Genomic DNA, 974 nt, shown 5'->3' with positions numbered 1-974 from the left:
GGCGTGTGTCTAAGGTAGTCGTGGGCGACAGTTTGAATATCACATTGTTACGGAGATTGAACCGGTTAATGTCGATATTGTTGTTGAAATTGTTGCGATTATCCACTTTCAACAGACCGGTTTCGTTGTCGAAACCTGCCGATACAAAGTAGTTCGCTATTTTTCCGCCCCCTGACACATTCAGGTTTGCCTTCGTGTTGACGGTCTGCTTGTTGAACAGCATATTGTACCAGTCCACATTGGGGTAAATCATCGGATTTTCGCCCCGCATGGTGGACTGAATTTTCTGCTCGCTGTAATAGACTTCCCTGTCGGGATACCTCGACAAAAGTGCCTGATTGTACAGCTGCATGTACTCCACGCCGCCAATCATTTCGGGAATCTGCGTGGGCGTAGCCACATTGACATCCACGCGGGCATTGATTCTCACTCTGCCTTCCTGACCGCTCTTGGTGGTCACCATGACGATACCGTTAGCACCGCGTGAGCCGTAGAGCACCGCCGCCGAAGCATCTTTGAGGATGGAGAAACTTTCGATGTCGTCGGGCGTCATACGCGCCAGGTCATCGGCATTGGACTCAAATCCGTCAATCAGTATCAACGGTGCTGTGGCGTACCCGAAAGTAGTAACACCGCGCACAAAGAACTGGGCATTGTCGCGTCCCGGTTCGCCGCTGGTCTGATAGGAAATCAAGCCCGGAATCTTACCTGCAAAAGCAGTGGTAAGATTTGAAGAAGACACTTTCAGGTCGGAGGCTTTAATCGTCTCAATGGAGGCAACCACGCTGCTCTTCTTCTGCTTGCCGAAAGCGACAATGGTCACTTCGTCCAATTCATTCGCTTTGGGCTTGAGCGGAATCACAAAACTCGCCTTGTCGCCCACCTCCACAGTGTAGAGGTCATAGCCCAAAAACGAAACTTCCAAAACATCCGTCGGCGAAACGTCTATTTTGAATGAACCATCCACATCGGTT

At 50.4% G+C, this 974-nt stretch carries 1 protein-coding gene; it reads right to left on the bottom strand.

Going from position 1 to position 974, the window contains the following annotated elements; genetic code table 11:
* Positions 1 to 974 (bottom strand): TonB-dependent receptor plug domain-containing protein (locus tag ASC50_RS01340; protein ID WP_158648250.1); only part of this gene is annotated, 974 nt, incomplete at both ends.

It is taken from the genome of Candidatus Symbiothrix dinenymphae, from assembly GCF_001431085.1.
Note: the sequence above shows the minus strand (reverse complement) of the source record. Positions and strands in the feature narration are given on the sequence as shown.